The organism is Acidovorax soli, from assembly GCF_900107605.1.
GTDB classification, from domain to species: Bacteria; Pseudomonadota; Gammaproteobacteria; order Burkholderiales; family Burkholderiaceae_C; genus Acidovorax; species Acidovorax soli.
In genome coordinates this window covers 37912-56032 of the sequence record NZ_FNQJ01000011.1, presented here as the reverse complement: position 1 = coordinate 56032, position 18121 = coordinate 37912, and the positions used below count along the sequence as shown (strand labels likewise).

At 69.8% G+C, this 18121-nt stretch carries 11 protein-coding genes; 2 read left to right on the top strand and 9 right to left on the bottom strand.

Annotated features, from left to right (window positions below; all coding sequences use genetic code 11):
* Position 1: 1 nt before the first annotated feature.
* Entirely contained in the window at positions 2-1000 is a 999-nt protein-coding gene (locus tag BLW02_RS09690) for a tripartite tricarboxylate transporter substrate binding protein (RefSeq protein ID WP_092698091.1), read from the bottom strand.
* A 104-nt stretch (positions 1001-1104) separates the two neighbouring features.
* On the opposite strand from BLW02_RS09690, the gene BLW02_RS09685 reads away from it, so the two are divergent.
* Positions 1105-2013, top strand: coding sequence for a LysR family transcriptional regulator (locus tag BLW02_RS09685; protein ID WP_092698090.1), 909 nt, complete (start codon positions 1105-1107; stop codon positions 2011-2013).
* Here the strand turns inward: BLW02_RS09685 and priA are convergent.
* From priA to BLW02_RS09660, 5 genes are all read right to left on the bottom strand, one after another.
* Positions 2010-4121, bottom strand: a complete 2112-nt coding sequence (gene priA / locus BLW02_RS09680; protein WP_092698089.1) for a replication restart helicase PriA — start codon at positions 4119-4121, stop codon at positions 2010-2012. The two genes, BLW02_RS09685 and priA, sit on opposite strands and share 4 nt — an antisense overlap.
* Positions 4122-4797: 676 nt before the next feature.
* On the bottom strand, positions 4798-5916 hold the full coding sequence (hemE, locus tag BLW02_RS09675; protein ID WP_092698088.1) for a uroporphyrinogen decarboxylase: 1119 nt from the start codon (positions 5914-5916) through the stop codon (positions 4798-4800).
* 165 nt (positions 5917-6081) lie between these two features.
* Positions 6082-7662 (bottom strand): MFS transporter, encoded by a 1581-nt coding sequence (locus BLW02_RS09670; RefSeq protein WP_092698087.1) that lies wholly within the window; start codon positions 7660-7662, stop codon positions 6082-6084.
* 273 nt (positions 7663-7935) lie between these two features.
* Positions 7936-10149, bottom strand: coding sequence for a protein-disulfide reductase DsbD family protein (locus BLW02_RS09665; RefSeq protein ID WP_092698086.1), 2214 nt, complete (start codon positions 10147-10149; stop codon positions 7936-7938).
* Positions 10150-10208: 59 nt separating this feature from the next.
* Positions 10209-13946 carry a DUF748 domain-containing protein gene (locus tag BLW02_RS09660; RefSeq protein WP_092698085.1) on the bottom strand — a complete coding sequence of 1246 codons (3738 nt, stop codon included), beginning with the start codon at positions 13944-13946 and terminating at the stop codon, positions 10209-10211.
* Between the two features lie 119 nt (positions 13947-14065).
* Between BLW02_RS09660 and BLW02_RS09655 the strand changes: the two genes are divergently transcribed.
* Positions 14066-14923 carry a creatininase family protein gene (locus tag BLW02_RS09655; RefSeq protein WP_092698122.1) on the top strand — a complete coding sequence of 286 codons (858 nt, stop codon included), beginning with the start codon at positions 14066-14068 and terminating at the stop codon, positions 14921-14923.
* 74 nt (positions 14924-14997) lie between these two features.
* Here BLW02_RS09655 and BLW02_RS09650 read toward each other — a convergent pair whose 3' ends face one another.
* From BLW02_RS09650 to BLW02_RS09640, 3 genes are read right to left on the bottom strand one after another with little or no spacing between them, the layout of a single operon-like run.
* Positions 14998-16041 carry a VWA domain-containing protein gene (locus BLW02_RS09650; RefSeq protein ID WP_092698084.1) on the bottom strand — a complete coding sequence of 348 codons (1044 nt, stop codon included), beginning with the start codon at positions 16039-16041 and terminating at the stop codon, positions 14998-15000.
* 24 nt (positions 16042-16065) lie between these two features.
* Positions 16066-17073 (bottom strand): DUF58 domain-containing protein, encoded by a 1008-nt coding sequence (locus tag BLW02_RS09645; RefSeq protein ID WP_092698083.1) that lies wholly within the window; start codon positions 17071-17073, stop codon positions 16066-16068.
* Positions 17054-18058 carry an AAA family ATPase gene (locus tag BLW02_RS09640; RefSeq protein WP_092698082.1) on the bottom strand — a complete coding sequence of 335 codons (1005 nt, stop codon included), beginning with the start codon at positions 18056-18058 and terminating at the stop codon, positions 17054-17056. The genes BLW02_RS09645 and BLW02_RS09640 overlap by 20 nt, the downstream gene beginning before the upstream one ends.
* Positions 18059-18121: the final 63 nt, after the last annotated feature.

Genomic DNA, 18121 nt, shown 5'->3' with positions numbered 1-18121 from the left:
TTTACTGCGCTTGAAGGTTGATGGACTTGGCAATCGCACGGAACTGCGCCGTGCCGTCGGTGTAGGCCTTGGCGGCCTCTGCGACGGAAAGCGTCGGCGCTGGCGTCTGGCTGGCGGCCTCGAGATTGGCGCGCACGGTGGGCTCGGTGAGCGTACCGGCGATGGCCTTGTGCAGGGTGGCGACCACGGCCTCGGGCGTGTCGCGCTTGACGAAGTAGCCGGTCCAGATGTTGAAGGTGAAGTCCTTGAGGGCCTTGCTCTCGGTGATGGCGGGGATGTCCTTGGCGGTATCGAGGCGGGCGGAGTTCAGCAGCGCCAGCACCTTGATGCGGCCGGCCTTGCGCAGATCGACGTGCTTGGTGGCAAAGGGCGACAGGAAGATGTCCACCTGGCCGGAAATCAGGTCCTGCTCGGCCGGGGCGCCGCCCTTGTACGGCACATGCACCATCGGGATGCCGGTGACCTTGGACAGGTGCTCGCCCAGCAGGTGGTAGAACGAACCCGGGCCCACGCTGGCGTAGGTGATGGGGCGGCCCTGCTGGGCCTGCTTGCGGGCGTATTCCACGAACTCGTCGATGCTGTTCACCGGCAGGTCGCCACGGGTGAGGAAGCCGATCTGCGCGGTCGCGATCATGTTCACCAGGCGGAAATCCTCGCTCTTGAACTTGATGGCCGAGATGGCCAGCGGCGCCAGGATCAGCTCGTTGGGCGAGCCCTGAAAGATCATGTGGCCGTCCGAGGGCTGGCTCAGCACCTTCTGCGCTGCGATGGAGCCGCTGGCACCCCCGAGGTTTTCCACGATGACCGGCTGGCCCAGCTGTTTGCCCAGCGTGTTGTTCACCGTGCGGGCGATCACGTCTGAAACCCCGCCGGCCGGATAGGGCACCATCAGCGTGACGGGCTTGGCGGGGTAGGTTTGTGCGAGGGCGCCCGCGCTCAGCAGCAGGCCTGCGACCAGGGCGGCCGTCCGGCGCGCCAGGCGGGAGGAGGAAGAGGGCATGGTATGTCTCCGTATCGATGGTTGTAAGCGCATCCTAGGGAGTGCAACGCTATGCGTCCAATGTATTATTTTTCTGAAAACCATTCGTTGAACTCATATATCGCATGAACCTGCGCCACCTGGAACATTTGCTGGCCGTTGCCGATACGGGATCGTTCAGCCGCGCGGCGGCGCGCCTGTTCATCACCCAGTCGGCGCTCAGCCGCAGCATCCAGGGGCTGGAGCTTGAACTCGGTGGCCCGGTGCTGGACCGCCTGGGCAAGCGCAACACCCTCACCCCGCTGGGGCAGGAGGTCGTGGCCCGCGCGCGGCCCATCCTGCGTGACCTGGAAGCCTTGCGCGACAGCGCTCGCCTGCTGCAGCAGGGTGACCTGGGACGCATCAGCGTGGGGCTGGGCTCGGGCCCTGCCGCGCTGCTTACCGTGCCGCTGCTGACAACGGTCGCGCGTGACCACCCGGGCCTGCGCGTTTCGGTCACCCATGGGCCGGCGGAGCTGCTGGTAATGCAGCTGCGCAACCGGCAGTGCGATGCGCTGGTGGTGGACCTGCGCCGCGTGGTGCCCGCGCCCGACCTGCAGATCGAGGCGCTGGCCGAGCAGCGCGCCGATTTCATCGTGCGCTCCGGCCATCCGCTGGCGGGTGCTGCGCGTGTGACACTGGCGCAGGTGCTGGCTTACCCCGTGGCCTGCACGCCGCTGTCGGACGAAGTGATCCGGCTGATGGTGGACCAGTTCGGGCTGCAGGCCCATCCGTCGGAGATGGTGCGGCTGGAGTGCGACGACGTGTCCGCCTTGCTGGCGACCGTGGAGCAGTCGGATGCCGTGTTCCTGGGCGTGCGCGCGGCTGCCCGCGCGGGGCTGGATGCGGGCCGGCTGGTCGCGCTGCCCATGCATCCGGACATGCGCGCCGGCGCCCGCTACGCCGTCATCACGCTGGCGGGCCGCACCACAGCGCCCGCCATGGCCAGCTTCCGGCAGATCCTGCAGACCCACCTGCACGACGACGCGCTCTAGATCGCCAGCGGGTCCACGTCCACCAGCCAGCGGATCAGTCCCTTGTGCTCGGGCTGGCTGCGCGTGGCCTGCAGCACCGGCTGCCACGCGGCCAGAAAACGCTGCAGGGTGGCGCGGCTGTGGCTTTCCATCAGCATCTGGGCGCGTTCCACATTGGCCACTCGCTGGATCGTGAGCGGCACGGGCGGGAACAGGATGACCGTACCGTCGGGCAAACCGGGCAGTTGTGCGGCGTGGGCTGCGGCGGTGGCAGCCGTCAGAAAGCCCTGCGCCACCTCCTGCGTGCGCGCATCGGCCCGCACCAGTGCCTGGTAAGAGAACGGTGGCATGGCGGCCTCTTCGCGCTCCTTGAGCTGCCGGGCGGCAAAGGCGGGGTAGTCGTGCGTGCGCAGCGCCTCGAACACCGGGTGCTGGGGGTGAAAACTCTGCACCCACATCTCGCACTGCGTGCCCTGGGCGGCCATGTAGGCGGCGTCGCGCCCGGCGCGGCCTGCCGCCTGCATCAGCAGCGCAAACAGCCGCTCGGCTGCGCGGAAGTCGCTGCTGAACAGCGCGCCGTCGGGTTGCACGGCGGCCACCAGCGTGATGCGGCGAAAGTCGTGGCCCTTGGCGATCATCTGCGTGCCCACCAGCACGTCCACCTCGCCCGCATGCACCTGCGCCAGCTGCGCCTCCAGCGCGCCCTTGGCCTTGGTGGTGTCGGCGTCGATGCGTGCGATGCGGGCCGGGTTGCCGTCGGGGCGCTGCACGTTGCGCAGCAGGGCGCCGAGCTGTTCTTCGAGCTGCTCGGTGCCCCGGCCCATGGGGTGGATGTCGGGGCTGCCGCAGGTGGGGCAGTGAAACGGCACGCGCACCGTGTAGCCACAGTGGTGACAGCGCAGGGTGCGGTCGGTCTTGTGGAACACCTGGTGCGCGCTGCAGTGCGGGCAGTCGCTCTTCCAGCCGCAGTCCACGCAGTGCAGCACGGGGGCGTAGCCGCGGCGGTTGAGCAGCACCATGCTTTGCTCGCCGCGCGCCACGCGCTCGGTGATGGCCTGCAGCAGCGGGGCGCTGAAGACGGTGCGCCGGGGCTGCTGGTTCATGTCCACGCGGCGCACGCGGGCCAGGGCACCCGCGCCGATGCGGCTGGGCATTTCCAGCCGCAGGTAGCGGCCCACGGCGGGGTCGCTGGCATGCCAGCTCTCCAGCGAGGGCGTGGCCGAGCCCAGCAGCACCTTGGCGCCCTGCTCGCGCCCGCGCCAGATGGCCAGGTCGCGCGCCGAATAGCGGGCGCCCTCCTGCTGCTTGTAGCTGGGGTCGTGTTCTTCATCCACCACGATGAGCTGCAACCCCGGCAGGCTGGCGAACACCGCCATGCGTGTGCCCAGCACGATGCGCGCGCTGCCGCTGTGGGCGGCCAGCCAGCTTTTCAGGCGCTGGGGGTTCGTCATGCCACTGTGCAGCGAGACCACGGCGCCGGGGCCGAAGCGCGGGGCAAAGCGGCCCACGAAGCGTTCTTCGAGCTGCGGTGTGAGGTTGATCTCGGGCACCATCACCAGCGCCTGGGCGGTCGGGTCGGCCTCCAGCATCTCCTGCACGCAGCGCAGGTAGACCTCGGTCTTGCCGCTGCCGGTGCTGCCAAACAGCAGGAAAGGACCATTTTCCGAGGCAATTCGGCCTCTTGCAATTTCCTGCTCGGTGGTGAGTGCTATGTTTTGAATAGCATCTTGTGAAACCTCCGATGCCGTGCCGGGGCGGCGCAGGCGGCGCGCCAGCTGCTCGGGCCGCAGGTCGCGCAGCTGCGGGGGCAGGGCGGCCAGTGCCACCTCGCCCAGGGCGCGCTGGTAGTAGCGCGCGGCAAATGCCACCAGGCGGCGCCAGGGCAAATCCAGCGGCGCCACGCCGTCGAGCACCCCGGCAATCGGCCGCAGGGTGGCGCCATCGGGCAGCTCGCCGGTGGCTTCGTCGGCATCCCACACCACGCCCAGCACCTCGCGGCTGCCCAACGGCACGCGCACCAGCGTGCCGGGCGCGAGCGGGCGCTCACTGGCGTAGCTCAGCAAATCGCCCACACCGCTGTGCGCAGGCGTCTGCAGGGCGATGTGGACGATGCAGGAGGGTGAGGACACGGAAAAGTGCGGGGTTGCAGCGGCTTGTGGATGCCGTGTGGAGATTGGGCGGCTAAGTGCTTGATTTGACGGGGTTCGCCAGGTCATCCCGGATTTCTGTGGATAACTTTGTTGACATCCTGCCCGGAAGCACTGCCAAGCCGCATGAATACTGGCTTGGGACAGATTGCCCGGAAAAAAGGCATGGGCAAAAAATCCTTATGAATCAATCGTCTGAAGAAATTCTGGTGCAAATTTTGTGCTAGCGCGTGCCGCCGCCATTTTGCTGCGCCGCACCACGGAAAGTGTGCATAAGTGGTACGGGCCGGGGACGTCAAGTGGGGGAAACGCCCCCGATTTGTGCTAGCCCTGGGTGGGTGTTCTTCAAGGTTTTCTTCAATTTGGCGTGCAAGTGCTTGATTTCATGGGGAATTTCCAGGAAATTCATGATTTCTGTGGATAACTTTGTTGATATCTCGGGGATTTGGCGCGCAAGTCCTTGAAATAACGCACTCTGGTTGATTTGCTTACAAAAAGAGCAAAAGTGCTCAATCGTTCAAAATCAACCACTTAGAATCGTTTTGCCGAATTCCCACAGATTCTTTAGCGCAGGTGCGGGGCCCATGCAGTGGCCCCGGTGGCTGCACCCGTTGTGTGCATAACCATGGCAGGAATGCCACAGCCAGCGGTGGGGCCATCAACCCTGGCGCTGCGCACGCGAATGGCTGTGCACCGCCTCGACCAGCGCCGCCACATGCTCGGGCGGGGTGAACTGGCTGATGCCGTGGCCCAGGTTGAAGATGTGCGTGGGGCCGGTGGTGCTGCGGTCGGTGTGCGGCTTGCCAAAGCTGTCGAGCACGGCGTGCACCTGGGTGACGATCTGCGCGGGGGGCGCAAACAGCACATTGGGGTCGATATTGCCCTGCAGCGCCTTGCCGGGGCCACCCACCTGGCCACCGACGGTGGCACGCGCCTTGCCCAGGTTGGCCGTCCAGTCCAGGCCCAGCACCTCGCAGTCGATGTCTTTCATGTCGTCCAGCCAGATGCCGCCGCCCTTGGTGAAGACGATGCGCGGTACGTCCTGCCCGTCCACGCCCGTGCGCTGGAGCTGCGCCAGCACGCGCCGGGTGTATTCCAGGCTGAATTGCTGGAAGGCGCCGTCGGCCAGCACGCCGCCCCAGCTGTCGAAAATCATCACGGCCTGGGCACCCGCATCGATCTGGGCGTTGAGGTAGGCCGCCACGGCGTCGGCGTTCACGGCCAGGATGCGGTGCATCAGGTCGGGGCGGCTGTACATCAGCGTCTTGACCAGGCGGTAGTCGTCCGATCCCTTGCCCTCGACCATGTAGCAGGCCAGCGTCCAGGGGCTGCCAGAGAAGCCGATCAGCGGAACCCGCCCATTCAGGGCCTTGCGGATGCTGGTGACGGCGTCGAACACATAGCGCAGCTTGTCCAGGTCGGGCACGGCGAGTTCGGCCACGGCAGCCTCGTCGCGCACCGACTTGGCGAAGCGCGGGCCCTCGCCCTCGGCGAACGACAGGCCCAGGCCCATGGCGTCGGGCACGGTGAGGATGTCGCTGAACAGGATGGCGGCGTCGAGCGGGAAGCGGGCCAAAGGCTGCAGCGTGACCTCGGTGGCGAAGTCCACGTTCATCGCCAGGCCCATGAAGCTGCCCGCCTGGGCGCGCGTGGCCTTGTATTCAGGCAGGTAGCGGCCCGCCTGGCGCATCAGCCACAGGGGGGTGTAGTCGGTGGCCTGGCGGCGGCAGGCGCGCAGGAAGGTGTCGTTGGTGAGGGGGGCGAAGGTGGTGCTCATGCCCGCAATTGTCGCAGGGCGGAAGGGAAGGCACCCCCTGAGACGCTTCGCGTCTTCCCCCTCTCCTGCGGGAAGGGGACGCGCCCGGTGGCCTGGCAAAGCCAGTTCCACGGGTGCACTGGCCTGGGCCGCGCCGGCTGTAACGCGCGGGCGGCTCGGGGGGAGCTATCTTTCAGCGATGTAGTGCGACATGCGCGCCGTTTCGCCGGGGGCCAGAAACGCCCGCACCTCGGTCTCCAGCGCCTGGTCGGCCATGGTGGCGCGGGCGCGCTGGTGCAGGTAGTCGGCCCAGGACTCGACGATGAAGCGCTCCACATAGCGCGAGGGCTCGCCCAGATCCTTGTACACGCGCCAGAAGGTGGCGCCGTCGCGGCGGCGCGGGGCCTTCATGCGGCTGATGGTGTCCAGGAAGGCCGCGTCGGTGCCGGGGGCAATGCGGTAGCCCACCTCGACGGCCACCGGGCCGGCTTCGGGCAGGGGCTCGGATTCGATGAACAGTTCATCCCAGGGCGTGGCCTGCGTCACCTCGTGCAGGGCGCCCATGCGCAGCGGCATCGGCTTGGCCAGCAGCAGGCTGGCCACCATCAGCGCGGCGGCCAGGCACAGCGTGGGCGTGAGGCCGATCAGGTCGGACGCAGCGCCCCAGAAGGCCGAGCCCATGGCAAACGCACCCAGCGCCGCCACCATGTGCATGGCCACGGCGCGCGAGCGCACCCACTGTGGCGCGCTGGCCTGGGTGGCGGTGTTGAAGGTGGACATGGACGACATCCAGGCCGCGCCCGCCAGCAGCATCCACAGGTAAATGAACCAGGCCACCTGCGTGAGCGCGGCAGCCAGCATGGCGGCGGCAAACACCCCGCCGCCGGTGCCCACGATGGCCTCCATGCCGAAGCGCGTCCGCAGCCGCCCCAGCACCAGGCCCACCAGCACGGCGCCCGTGCCCAGGCAGCCCATGAGCAGGCCAAAGCCCTGCGCGCCCGTGCCCAGGCGCTGGGCAATCACCGGCAGCAGCGCCCACAGGGCCGAGCCCGCCGCGCCGAAGGCCGTCACGCGCACCAGCTGCGCCAGGATCATGCGCGAATGCCAGGCAAAACGCAGGCCGCTGAGCGTGCCGCCCCACAGGCGCTCGGCCGGCAGCTTGGAAGGCGGGTGCGCCTTGGGCGGCCAGCGCCGAATCGACTCCCACATCACCAGCGTGGTCGCCACCGTGACGGCGAACACCCAGCCTGCCCCGAGCAGCGCGAACAGCAGCCCCGCCAGCGTGGGCCCCACGGCGCGCGCGGCGTTGTAGGCAATGCTGACGGCGGTGATGGCCTGCGGCCATTCGTCGCGCGGCACCGGGTCGATGACCGACGAGTTCCAGGCCGGCGTGAGCATGGCCGTGCAGCAGCCGCACACGAAGACGAGGAACAGCACCGAGGCCGGGCCGCTCCAGCCGCCCAGTGTGAGCAGGGCCAGCAGCGCGCAGGCGCCGGTCTGGGCCAGCAGCGCGCCCGCAATCAGGCGCCGGCGGTCGGTGGTGTCGGCCAGCACGCCGGCGGGCAGCGCCAGCAGGAACATGGGCATGAACACGGCCGTCTGCACCAGCGCCGCCAGAAACGACGAGCCCGTGAGCTCCACCATGAGCCAGGCGGCCGCCATGGTCTGCATGCCGTTGCCCACAAAGAACACGCCACCGCACATCCACAGGCCCCGGAAGGCGGTCTGGCGCAGGGGGCTCCACAAGGAACTTGAGGGCTGGGACATGAAACGGTGGGAGCGTGGACGGGCGGTGGGGTGGAGGCGGACGTCGTGGCGTACCGGCGGTGCCGATCCTGCCGGGCTTGAGGATATCGCCACCCGGGTGTTTTGGGGGAGTGCGCCGGGCTTGTCCCTTGAAGGCCACCGCCGTGGCAAGGTGTGCTGCGCCCCGCCGTGAACATTTGGCCGCCATTTTGGCCAAAAGCGCTGGATGGGTCAGCGCCAACAGCTATTCATCAAGGCGCGATCCGCGCTGCCCCATCTCCAGCGGCCGGGCCGCTACAGCGCCGCCAGCGCCTGCCGCACCTCGGCCACGCTGAGGATCTCGGTCAGCACCACCGGCGCCTTGCCGGGTGCGTACAGCACATACACCGGCACGCCGCTGCGCCCGAGCTGGGCGAGCGCGGCGGTGATGGCGGGGTCGCGGCGCGTCCAGTCGGCGCGCAGCAGGGCCACCTTGCGCTCGGCGAAGTCGGCCAGCACGCTGCTGTCGGTGAGGGTGGTGCGCTTGTTGTACTGGCAGGTCACGCACCAGGCGGCGGTGAAGTCCACAAACACTGGCTGGCCTGCGGTCATCAGTTCGGCCGTGCGCTCGGCAGACCAGGCATGCCAGGCGCTGTTGGCGCCCACCGCGACCTGGGCGGCACGCTCCACTGGTTTGGTGATGTTTTGGCCAATAGCGCTTGCCAGCCATGCGCCACCAGCTATTAAACAAGAAGCAATCACCATCCGGGTGCGGCCGCGCAGCGTGAGCGACCACACCAGCGCACAGCCCGTCACCAGCAGCGCCAGCAGCGCGCCGGCGCCGTCGATGCCGCTTTGCTGGCCCAGCACCCACACCAGCCAGACCACCGTGGCAAACATGGGGAAGGCCATGGCGTGGCGGAAGGTCGCCATCCAGGGGCCGGGCCGCGGCAGCCAGCCCACCACGGCCGGCACCAGGCTGGCCGCCAGGTAGGGCAGGGCCATGCCCAGGCCGAGCGCGGCAAACACCGCCAGCGCCTGCGCGCCGGGCATGGCCACGGCAAAACCCAGTGAAGCGCCCATGAAGGGTGCGGTGCACGGCGAGGCAATGGCCACGGCCAGCACGCCCGACAAAAACGCATCGCCTACCGGGTGGCGGGCCTGCAGCGTGGCCAGGCGCCCCGGCACGAACTGGCCGAACTCGAACAGGCCCGCCAGGTTGAGCCCGATCAGCGTGAACAGCGCGGCCAGCAGCGCCACCACGGCGGGTGATTGCAGCTGAAAGCCCCAGCCCAGCTGCTCGCCCGCCGCGCGCAGGCCCAAGAGCAGGCCGCCCAGCGCCAGGAACGACAGCACCACACCGCCGGTATAGGCCGCGCCGGCCAGGCGTTGCGCCCTCCGGTTGCTGCCATGCTGCGCAAAGCCCAGCACCTTGATGGCCAGCACCGGAAACACGCAGGGCATGAGGTTGAGCAGCAGGCCGCCCAGCAGCCCACCTGCCAGTGCCGCCAGCAGCGTACCCAGCGAAGCGCTGGTGGGGGCGGGTGTAGGGGAGGCGGCCTGGTTGGCCTCCAGCGCCGCCGCCAGCGCGGGCGACACGCTGGCGCGCGCGGCGGCGGCCCAGGTGCCGTTCACATCGGCCACGGTGCGCCAGGCATGGGGGGCCGCGCGGTCTGCGGGGCGCTGCTCCAGCGCCAGCACCAGCGGCAGGCGCTCGGGCGTGTCACCCCGCTGGGGAGACAGCGGCAGGTCGGCGGTCCAGGCATCGCCATCCCAGGCCTGGGTCCAGTCCTTGCCGGACACGGCGGCGGGAACCAGTACCTCGGGCGTTTCCGCGAACAGAGCCAGCGTCTGGCCGCGTGCCGCGGCGGGCAGTCCGTGCACGCGCAATTGCAGGCGCTCGCCCTGCACCTGGACCTGGCTTGTTCCGGCCAGCGCCAGCGGTTGATCGGCCTGGCTCTGGGCGAAGGCGGCAGCATGCAGCGCGGTGGAGCCGCGCACGGGCAGCTGCAGCGCAAATTCGCCTTCTTCGGGAATGCATTCGACGCGGCACACCAGCCAGGTCGCGCGCAGGCGCACATCGAGCGTGCCATTGCCCGCCAGCGGCGCCTTGAAGTCCGGGCCCACCTGCACCGGCACGGGCAGCAGCACCGTGCCTTCGTAGCCATGGTTGGCCAGGGTGCCGATGCGGATGGTGTGGGGCACGGGCCAGGCGATGTCGCCCGCCGTGAGGCCGGCGGGCAGCGTCCAGGCCAGCTCGGTGGGCAGGCCCGAGTCGCCGGGGTTCTTCCAGTAGGTGTGCCACTCGGGCTGGTGGGTGATTTGCAGGCCCAGCCACAGCGGCTGGCCGGGGCCCACGCCCTCGGGCGCGTGCGCCACGAGTTCGGCACGCACGCGGGGCGTGGTGACCACGCTGCCGGCACGGGCGCCGGGTTTTGGGTTGAATTGGGCGCTTGCGCCTGTCCATGAAGCGCTGGAAGCTATGAAAAGCAGAGCGAAGAGAAAGTGGGAGAGCAGGCGATGGGGCATGGTTACAGGGTGTGAGCGCTGGCGCTGCGGTTGGTTCCGGTGCGCCGTGCGCGGCCCGTTTATTGGGTGGCCAGGCTGAGCTGGGCCTGGGGCGTCCATTTTTCGTCCGGCGTGGCAGCCTTGGGGGCGGCCAGGAACAGGCGCTCCTCGGGCAGCTTCTGCTCGGCCAGGTAGGCCTTGACGGCCTGGCCGCGGTGCGTGGCCAACTCGGTCGCCAGCTCTTCGGTAGCGGCGGGCAGGTGGGCCAGCAGCAGGGCTTCCATCTCGGGCACGGGCAGGTCCTTGGCCATGCCCACCAGGTTGCGGGGCTTGGGCATGTCGGCGCGGCGGTACACCGCCTTGAGCAGCGCCGGGTATTCGGCGGCCTGCACGGGGGTGGTGTCGGCGGGGGTGGCGCGGCGCTTTTCGGCGCGCACCAGGTCTTGCAGGCGCTCGCGCTGGATGGCTTCGCGCTCGCGCGCCAGGCTGGCCGTGCCCGTCACGGTGAGCTTGAGCGCGGGCCGCTCGGCCAGGGCCTTGGCCACCTTGTCCAGGCCCTGCCGGGCCTCGGGCGTGAGGCTGGCGCTGCCGGGGGCGAAGGCCACGGTGCTCAGTTCATCGCCGCCCCCGAAAGCGCGGGCCAGCAGGCTGAAAGGGGCCGTGATGGCCTTGCCGATCAGGTTGACGATGATCTTGAAGATGACGGGGCCGATGCGGAACTGCGGGTCGTTCAGCGAGCCGCTGATGGGCAGGTCCAGATCGATCACGCCATGGCTGTCTGCCAGCAGGGCCACGGCCAGCCGCACCGGCAGGCTGTTGGGGGCCCCTTCCACGGGCTCGCCAAACGTGAGCTGGTTGAGCACCAGCTTGTTGCTGGCCGTGAGCTGGCCGTCGGGCAGCACCTTGTACGACACGTCCATGCTGAGCTTGCCGCGCTCGATGCCATGGCCCGCGTATTTCACCGAATAGGGCGAGAGGGGCGGCAGTTCGAGGTCGCGCACCTTGCCCACGATGTCCAGGGCCAGGGGCTTGGCCAGCGGGTTGAGCTTGCCGGTGATCTCCAGCGCGGCCGAGCCCTCGGCGCGGCCGCGCAGCTCCAGATCGGCCAGCACGGGCTCGCCGCCCGGGGGCTGGGACGAGAACGCGCTGAGCTTGCCGGTCAGCTCGGTCAGGTCGGCCGAGTAGTTGGGCCGGATGAAGTAGTCCGAGAACAGCACCTTGCCGTTGACCAGGCTCACCGGGCCGAACACCACCACCGGGGCCAGCGGGTCGGGCGGGATGGCTGGTGCCGGGGGCAGCGGGGCGCTGGCCGATGCCGTGGCGTCCGCGGGCGCCGACGGGGCGGGGGATGCGGTGTCTGCGGCCGGCGCCTGGTGGCTGACCTCCGCCGGGCTTTTGGCGATGTCGCTCAGGTTGATGCGGCCGTTTTCGTTGATGGTGACGCGCGCAAAGAAGTCGGCCAGGCTGGTTTCCTTCACCTCCACACGTGGGGCGGTGTTCGGTGCCAGGGCCACGGCCAGGCCGCGCAGGCCCAGGCTCTTCCAGGCCAGCAGTTCTTCGCCCACCTGTGCGGCGGTCTTGGGCGTGGCGGCGGCCGTGCTGTTGGCGCGCAGGTCGTCGATGGCGGCGTCGCCGTTCACGCGCAGCGTGGTGCCGCGCGCGCTCTGGGACAGGGCCACCTGGCCGCGAAAGCCCAGGTCGGCGCGCAGCAGTTCGATGGCCAGCTGGTCGGCCAGGTAGCCGTCCAGCGCGTACAGGGGCAGGCGGCTGGCTTCCAGGCGCCCTTGCGTGGCAAACGGCTGGGGGGTGAGCGTGCCGCGGTAGGTCAGCTGGCCGGCCTGGCCCCGGCGTGCAGCCACCCGGGCCGAGAGTTCGACGGCCTCGGGTTTGCTGCCGTCCGGCGCCAGGTTGCGGGCCTTCAGGCTCAGCGCCGACAGGTTCAATGCCACGGGGCGGGGCTGGGCGCGGTCGGCAAAGGCCACGCTGCCCTGGTCCACGGCCAGCTCGCCCAGGCGCACGCGCCAGGCGGGCGCGGCAGGCGCCTTTGCCTTGGCGGTGCCGGTGGTGGGCGCGGCCTTGAGCCAGCGCTCGTACATCCAGCGGCCGTCGGCGGCGCGTTCCACCGTGGCCTGGGGCTGGGTGATGGCCAGGCGCTCGACGTCCACGGTGCGCTGGTCCAGGTTGAGCTTCAGGCCATCCAGCGCCAGCTTGCCCACCCCGGCCAGTGCGGTCTTGTCCTGTTGCAGCGCCAGTTGTTCCAGCGCCAGGGGGCCGGCGCTGAGGGTCACGCCCGTGGCGCCTGCCTTGGCAGCGTCGCCGACCGGGGCCTGCCACTGCAGGGCCAGTTCACCGTTGACATGGCCGGTCAGCGCGGGCTCCAGTGTCTGGGCCAGGTAGGGCGCGGCCAGTTGCAGGGCCAGGCCTTGGGCCGACAGGTTCACCTCGGCCGCCCGGTCGGTGGCCTGGCCCTTGAAGGCCAGGGTGCTGCCTTGCAGGCCCAGCGCGCCCTGGAAGGTGAGGGGCGCCTGGAAGGGATAGGCCACATTGGCCACATCCAGCGTGAGCTCGGTGGCCTGCAGCGCGGCGGCGGGCCGGGTGCTCTGGTCGCTCCAGCGCACCTGGCCCTTGCGCACGGCGGCCTGCGCCACGGCCACGGTCCAGCCGGGGGCGGTGGCGGGCGGGGTGGCGGGCGGGGTGGCGGGCGGGGTGGCGCCGCTGGCGGGGGCCTGGGGTGCCGGTGCGGCAGGTGGTGGCGGGGTGGCCGCTGGTGACGCGGCCGGGGCCGACAGTTGCGCGAGGTTGATGGCGCCCTGGGCATTGCGCGTGGCCGTGACCACGGGCGCCGCCAGCTCCACGCTGGCCAGGCGCACCACCTGGTCGAGCGGCCGCACCTCGGCCATGTCCACCGTGAGGCGTTCGTAGGACAGCAGGGGCTGGTTGCCGCGGTCGGCGATCTGCACGTTGCGCGTCTGCACCTTGCCCGACAGCGTGACGGCCAGGCGGGGTCTCTGCTCGAACGCCAGCTTCACATCCAGGTCGAGCAGGGCGCCCTGCAACCGCACCGGCAGGCTGGCAGGCAGATAGGGCAGGTAGGGCGCCAGGTCGAGCCCCTCCCACTTCAGCGTGGCGTCGCCCTTGCCGGTCTGGGCAAACGGGGTGGCCTGGGCCGACGAGTCAAACCGGCTGTCGCCCACCGCAAACGACAGGTGGGGCGCCACCGTGATGTCGCGCTGCGCGGGCAGGGTGCTGATGAAAGGCACTTTCAGGGTCAGCTCGCGCACGGCGTGCACCTTGTCCACGGTGCGGTCGTCGAAGTCGATGGCGCCACCGGTCAGCACCAGGTTGTGCAGCGCCAGCCGCGCCGGGCCGCTGGCGGGTTGGTCGGAGGGGGCGGTGAGCCGGGCCAGGATGTCGTCCACGTCGTAGTGGCCGTCGGCCAGGTGCGTGAGCCGCAGATGGGGCGCATCGATTTCCAGGGCATCGACCACCGGCGCCAGGCGCAGCAGCGACTGCATTTCGGCATCGGCATAGATGCGCGCAATCTCCAGTTGGGGCGGGCCGCCCTGGGCGCCGCCGATGGCGATGTCGCGCAGCGTGACTTCGAGCGTCCAGGGCTTGAAATCGATGGCCCCCACGGTGACCGGGCGCCCCAGCTGTTCGCTGGCGATGCGCTCCAGCGGGCCCTTGGCCAGCGCCGGCACCGACAGCCAGCTCAGCAGCCACAGCAGCAACAGCGCCAGCAAGGCCCACAGGCCCCGGCGCACCCAGCGGTGGTGGCGCAATGTGGCAAGCGACGCGGAGGCAAAGGGCTGGGGCATGGGGCGTACAGGCTCTGGATGGTGCGAAATGCGGCACCAGGCCCATCGTGCCAGGTGGCGTGGGCTGGTGCATCTCTCGGATTATCCGCCCGCGCCGGTGCTCCACTACCATGGCGGGCATGACCGCCGCTGCCACCCCACCCCTGCCGTCGCGCTTCTGGGCCGACCTCACCACCCGCGACTTCACCCGGCTGCACGCCAGCGGCCAGGCCCGCCAGGCCGTGGCCGTGCTGCCCGTGGCGGCCATCGAGCAGCATGGGCCGCACCTGCCGCTGTCGGTGGATGCCACCCTGCTGCAGGGCGTGATCGACGCCGCCCTGCCGCTGCTGCCTGCCGCGCTGCCCGTGCTTTTCCTGCCGCCGCAGGTGGTGGGCCTGAGCCCGGAGCACATCCGTTTTCCGGGCACGCTCACGCTCTCGCCCGCCACGGTGATCGCGCTGTGGACCGAGATCGGCGAATGCGTGGCGCGCGCCGGGGTGAAAAAGCTCCTGCTGTTCAACGGCCATGGCGGCCAGGTCAGCGTGATGGACATCGTGGCGCGCGAGCTGCGCACGCGCAGCAAGCTGCTGGTGTACAGCAGCAGCTGGTTCAGCCTGCCGCTGCCCGATGCCGTGGCGGGCCAGTTCAGCGCCCAGGAGCACCGCTTCGGCATCCATGCAGGCGAGATCGAGACCTCGATGATGCTGCACCTGGCGCCGGGCACGGTGCACATGGCGCACGCGCGCGATTTCCGCTCCACCTCGCAGGACCGGGCCGAGCGCTATGCCATCCTGGGCAACGGCAAAAGCGCCAAGCTGGGCTGGCAGATGCAGGACTACCACGCTGCCGGTGCCGTGGGCAACGCCGCCGCCGCCACGGCCGACAAGGGGCGGGCGGTGGTGGATGCCGCCGCGCAGCAGCTGGTGCGTCTGCTGCAGGAGCTGCACGACCTGCCGCTGGCCACCCTGGTGGACGGCCCGGGCGGGCTGGATGAGTAACGAATTCTTGCGTTTTTTGGGGTTGTAGCGCTTATGTGGCCAGCGCCAGCAGCGCTGTTTGGGATGGTGACGGACTACATCACCCGACCGAACCACCACAGCGACAGCCCTGCCGCCAGCACCGCCAGTGCGGCGCCCACCAGTGCCAGCAGGGCCGAGATTTCGGTTTCGCGCTTTTCCACCGTGAGGCGCGAACTCAGGGTTTCATAGACCTTCTTCAGGTCGGCCGCCGTGGCGGCGTGGAAGTATTCGGCCTGGGTGCGCAAGGCCACCGCCTTGAGGGTTTCTTCATCCAGGCGCACGCGCATCGACCAGCCCTCGAAACCGATGGTCTCGCCCTGCAGCGTGCCCACGCCCACGGTGTACACGCGCACGCCCCGGTCGGCCGCCCACTGGGCGGCTTCGAGCGGGTCCACGCCCGTGGTGCGCTGGCCGTCGGTCAGCATGATGATGGCGGCCGAGTTGTAGGAGCCGGGCGCCACGGGCGTGAAGGTCTTGGCCGGGTCCTGCGTGGTCACCTCGTCGAGCGAGCGCGATCGCATGGCCTGGCCCCCGCCCAGGGCGGCGATGTCGATGCCCGCATCGGGGAACAGCGTGGCCAGCGCCACCATGATGCCGTTGCCCGTGGCGGTGCCGCGCTGCAGCTGAAAGCTGTCGATGGCCTTGACCAGGTCTTCATGGCTCTGGGTGGGCAGCTGCGCCAGCTGGGCGCTGCCCGCAAACGCCACGATGCCCACGCGCACATGGCGCGGCAGCTCGGCGATGAAGGCCTTGGCGGCGTCCTGCGCGGCGGTGATGCGGTCGGGCTGCACGTCGGTGGCGCGCATGCTGCCCGACACATCCATGGCCAGCATGATGGTCTGCTGCTCGGAGGGCAGCTTGATGACGGCCAGCGGCCGCGCCGCCGCCAGCAGCAGGGCCACCAGCGCCAGCAGCAAGAGCGCGGGCGGGATATGGCGGCGCAGGCGCTGGCCGGGGCCGAGCGCGGCGCGCACCAGGCCGAGGCTGGGGTAGTTCAGCGCTGCCTGCTTGCGCCGGTGCAGCAGCCAGGCATACAGCAGCACCAGCAGCGGCACTGCCAGCAGCAGCCAGAGCAGGTTGGGCCAGAGGAAAACCATGGTGGGAGCTTTCGGTGTCAGGGGTCAGCCAGCGGCATGCACGGCCGGCGGGCGGGGGGTGGGCTGGAAGGCGCGCAGCCGGGGCCCTGCACGGCGCTGGCGCAGGTCCATGAAGCGCAGCAGGGCGTCGATCAGGTCGTCATCGGTGCGCAGTTCCAGCGTGTCGGCGCCCGCGGCGGCCAGGCCCGCGCGCAGGGTGGCCTCGCGCTCGGCGGCCAGGCGGGCAAAGCGCTGGCGAAAGCCCTGGTCGTGTGTGTCGACCTGCAACTGCTCGCCGGTCTCGGCATCGCGCAGGAGCACCAGGCCGAGGTCGGGCAGCTCCAGCTCCAGCGGGTCGAACAGGCGCACGGCCACCACGTCGTGGCGCTGCGCGAGCTGGGCCAGCGGCTTGTCCCAGCCGGGCGCGCTGATGAAGTCCGACACCACGAACACGGTGGAGCGCCGGCGAATGGCGCCCAGGCCGGCCTGCAGCAGCACGCCCAGCTGGGTGCCGCCTGCGGGCTGGCCGGTGGCGGGCTGCAGCAGCTGGTGCATGAGCTGCAGCACCTGCGCGCGGCTGCTGCGCGGGGGCAGCACCGCATCCACCGCGCGCACGCCGTCGCGGCCGGTGCCATACAGCAGGGCACCCACGCGGTTGCCGTGGCGGGTGAGCAGGCGCGCCAGCACCGCCACAAAGCCGGTGAGGATGTCGCGCTTGGCGTGGCCCTGCGGGCCAAAGTGGATGGAAGGGCTCAGGTCCAGCAGAAACCAGGCCGACATTTCGCGGTCTTCGGTGAATACGCGCACATGGGGCGCGTTCAGGCGCGCCGTCACGTTCCAGTCGATGTGGCGCACATCGTCGTGGGGCTGGTATTCGCGCAGGTCGGCCAGGTCCAGGCCGCTGCCGCGCACCAGGGTGCGGTAGTCGCCCTGCAGCAGGCCGTCCAGCCGCCGGATCACCTTCCATTCCAGCGCGCGCAGCAGCCGGTCGGCCTGCCCCGGCAAGGGGTGCAGGGCCTGCACGGTGGCGGTTTCAGGCGGCTTTTTGTTCATGGTGCAAAGGCCTTGCGGGCGCCGGTATCTTGGCCATGATGCGGGCGATCAGCGCATCGGCGTCGAGCCCGTCCGACAGCGCCTCGTACGACAGCGACAGCCGGTGGCGCAGCACATCCAACGCCAGATCGGTCATGTCTTCGGGCAGCACGTAGGCGCGTCCGCGCAGCATGGCCAGGGCCTGGGCACCCTCGGCCAGGCAGATGGTGGCGCGCGGGCTGGCGCCGCAGGCGATGAAATGCGCCATGTCGCTGATGCCGTGCTGCGCGGGCGCCCGCGTGGCCGCCACCAGCTTCACCGCATACTGCAGCAGCGACGGGTCCACATACACGCTGCGGCATTCGGCCTGCAGCGCCGACAGTTGCGCCGTGGTGGCCACCGGCAGCACCTGCACGGGCGCATCGAGCGCGCGCTGGGCAATCACGAACTCTTCCTCCTCGGTGGGGTAGCCGAGCAGCACCTTCATCATGAAGCGGTCCACCTGGGCTTCTGGCAGGGCGTAGGTGCCTTCGGTCTCGATGGGGTTTTGCGTGGCCATCACCAGAAAGGGCTCGGGCACCCTGTGGGTCTCGCCGGCAATGGTCACCTGGCGCTCCTGCATCACCTCCAGCAGGGCGCTCTGCACCTTGGCGGGGGCGCGGTTGATCTCGTCGGCCAGCAGCAGGTGGGTGAACACCGGGCCCAGCGAGGTGCTGAATTCGCCCGTCTTCTGGTTGTACATGCGCGTGCCCACCAGGTCGGCGGGCACCAGGTCGGGCGTGAACTGGATGCGCTTGAAGCTGCCCTGGATGGTGCGGGCCAGCGTCTTCACCGTGAGCGTCTTGGCCAGGCCGGGAACCCCTTCGACCAGCAGATGGCCCTGGGCGAGCATGGCCACCATCACGCGTTCCAGGAAGCGGTCCTGCCCGACCACCACGCGCTTGACCTCGTAGAGCACCTGCTCCATCAGGGTGGCGGTGGAGGCGTTGTTCGTTGCGGCTTCCATGGGTTTCCTTCCGTGTCAGTGATCAACGATGCTGCGACCCGTCACCCGCCCAAGCAACTGGCG

What these genes read in the sequence shown, in the direction of transcription:
- BLW02_RS09690 (WP_092698091.1), bottom strand. Translation starts at nt 1,000, where the DNA reads ATGCCCTCTTCCTCCTCCCGCCTGGCGCGCCGGACGGCCGCCCTGGTC.
- BLW02_RS09685 (WP_092698090.1), top strand. Translation starts at nt 1,105, where the DNA reads ATGAACCTGCGCCACCTGGAACATTTGCTGGCCGTTGCCGATACGGGA.
- hemE (WP_092698088.1), bottom strand. Translation starts at nt 5,916, where the DNA reads ATGAGCACCACCTTCGCCCCCCTCACCAACGACACCTTCCTGCGCGCC.
- BLW02_RS09670 (WP_092698087.1), bottom strand. Translation starts at nt 7,662, where the DNA reads ATGTCCCAGCCCTCAAGTTCCTTGTGGAGCCCCCTGCGCCAGACCGCC.
- BLW02_RS09665 (WP_092698086.1), bottom strand. Translation starts at nt 10,149, where the DNA reads ATGCCCCATCGCCTGCTCTCCCACTTTCTCTTCGCTCTGCTTTTCATA.
- BLW02_RS09660 (WP_092698085.1), bottom strand. Translation starts at nt 13,946, where the DNA reads ATGCCCCAGCCCTTTGCCTCCGCGTCGCTTGCCACATTGCGCCACCAC.
- BLW02_RS09655 (WP_092698122.1), top strand. Translation starts at nt 14,066, where the DNA reads ATGACCGCCGCTGCCACCCCACCCCTGCCGTCGCGCTTCTGGGCCGAC.
- BLW02_RS09650 (WP_092698084.1), bottom strand. Translation starts at nt 16,041, where the DNA reads ATGGTTTTCCTCTGGCCCAACCTGCTCTGGCTGCTGCTGGCAGTGCCG.
- BLW02_RS09645 (WP_092698083.1), bottom strand. Translation starts at nt 17,073, where the DNA reads ATGAACAAAAAGCCGCCTGAAACCGCCACCGTGCAGGCCCTGCACCCC.
- BLW02_RS09640 (WP_092698082.1), bottom strand. Translation starts at nt 18,058, where the DNA reads ATGGAAGCCGCAACGAACAACGCCTCCACCGCCACCCTGATGGAGCAG.